General features: G+C 71.8%; 3 protein-coding genes. All 3 read right to left on the reverse strand.

Annotated features, from left to right (window positions below; genetic code table 11):
- Positions 1–628: type VI secretion system ImpA family N-terminal domain-containing protein (locus tag ABNT58_RS17295; protein WP_348754686.1), on the reverse strand; the 628-nt coding region annotated here is incomplete at its 3' end.
- Positions 629–668: 40 nt separating this feature from the next.
- Complete coding sequence (gene tssG / locus ABNT58_RS17300) at positions 669–1745, reverse strand: type VI secretion system baseplate subunit TssG (protein ID WP_348754687.1); 1077 nt, start codon at positions 1743–1745, stop codon at positions 669–671.
- Positions 1745–1853, reverse strand: a 109-nt coding sequence (locus tag ABNT58_RS17305) for a type VI secretion system baseplate subunit TssF (protein WP_348754688.1), incomplete at its 5' end; no start/stop codon positions are given. The genes tssG and ABNT58_RS17305, both read right to left, overlap by 1 nt.

Genomic DNA, 1853 nt, shown 5'->3' on the forward strand with positions numbered 1-1853 from the left:
CGCGGCGCTGATGCAGGTCCTGCAGCTGGCGTTGCACGGCCTCGGGCTCGGGCGCGGTGGGCAGGCGCGGCACGGCCAGGGCGCGCTCCACGTCGCGCACCGTGAGCCGGTGCGCGCTGCTACCGACGATGACGATGTTGCGCACGTCGTCGAGCAGGCCTTCGGGGTCGCACAGCGCCGCCAGCGCATTGGCCCGCACCAGGGGGTCGCGGTCACCCTCGATCACCAGTTGCGGGTGCAGGCTGTCACCAAAGCGTTCGCACACCTGCTGCAGCGCGCTGAGGCCCTGCAACAACCCACCAGCGCCGGCCTGGTGGGTGCGGCAGCGCGCCCACCAGATGAGCACCGTGATGTCCTTGCTGCGCAGCATCAGGCGGCGGGCGTCGCGCTCGATGTCGGTCCACTCGGGCTCGGCGGCGCTGTTCTTGAACCTGCCGTACTGCACGTCGGCCCGCGGCGCCAGGCGCGCGGCCAGCACCGCGTACTCGGGGTCGTATTCCAGCCAGGGGCCGCTGGGCGCCTCGGGGCTGATGGGCGCCAGCCACTCGCTGGGCACGTCCACGCGCACGGGGCTGGGCGCCATCGCGTGGGCGACGGCCTGGATGATCTTTTGCAGGGGGTTGCTCATGGCGCGATGGCGGTCAAGCCTGGGGTTCAAAAAGTGCGGTTCAGGTGGCGGCCTGCCTGGCCGGGCGCAGGCACCGCTCCGGCTGCATCACCAGGCCGGTGACGTGTTGGCGGCCGTGTCGCTCGTCCTTGCCCATCCAGCTCGAGCAGCCAAGCAAGGCGCCGTCGCCCAGCACGCAAGGGGGCGCCGAGTCGGCCAGCAACAGCAGCTCGACCTCCCACTCGTACTCCAGCCCGATGAAGCTGCGCACCAGCTCCACCAGGGCGGGCAGGTCCTGGCCGTTGCCTTCGCCTTCGGGCGTCAGGCGCAGGTAGCCGGGCAGATCGAGCGGGCCGATCTGCAGGCGGAAGCGGCTTTGGCGGTCAGGGATGAACTCGCCGGCCACGGCGCCCTGGCCCAGCACGCCGGAAGCGCGCGGATGGTCGAGCTGCGTCTGGTCCACCGTGTCCAGCGGCACCCAGTGCAGCTGGAACTCGCACAGCCGCACGGGCACGCCGAAATAGCGCGACAGGCTGCTGACCAGGCCATCGGGGTCTCGCGCACTGCGAATGCGGTGCGCGCTGGCGGCCCAACGCGCATGCGGTGCCAGCGCACTGCCCTGCACTTCAGCCGGTTCGTCGCCGGCCAGGCGTGCGATGTAGCGGGTGAAGGTTTCGTCGTTGGCGCGGTCCAGCCCGGCGGCCGACTGCGCCTGTGCCCAGGCCCGGTAGAAGTGGCTGAAGTAGCGGTGGTGAAACAGGTCGATGAAGTGCGCCAGCGTGTCGTCGCGCCGCGACTCGCTGCGCTCACGCACCCGTTCGGTCATGTGCAGCGGCAAGGGACCGTTGGGCCCCAGCACGCCCAGGCCGAAGAGCCGCAACTGCGCCGGCAGGCCGGGCTCCAGCGTGACGCTGGCCAGCTCACGCGGCGCAAACGCCAGGCTGGCCTGCTGGCCCAGCCGGTGCCCCTCTTGCTGCGGGCGCTGGGCCAGGCCCACGGGCGGTGCGCCGGACTGCCGGCCCTCGTGCACGGCCAGCCTGCGCAGCAGGCCCAGGAACTGGTGGCGCCAAGGGGCGTGGCTGGCGTCGCGCAGCGCCTGCGGCCAGTCCGGCGCCGGGTGGTCGGAAGGCGGCGCCATCACACCCCTCCCCGTTGACCCATGCGCACAGGCCAATGCGCCACTTCACCGCGCTGCATGCTGTGCAGCCGCGTCTGCACAAAGGTGTTGATGGCCACGTGGCGGGCC

This window comes from uncultured Aquincola sp., from assembly GCF_964001545.1.
GTDB lineage: Bacteria > Pseudomonadota > Gammaproteobacteria > Burkholderiales > Burkholderiaceae_C > Aquincola.

Coding starts and splice junctions, on each gene's coding strand:
- tssG (WP_348754687.1), bottom strand. CDS start 1,745: ATGGCGCCGCCTTCCGACCACCCGGCGCCGGACTGGCCGCAGGCGCTG.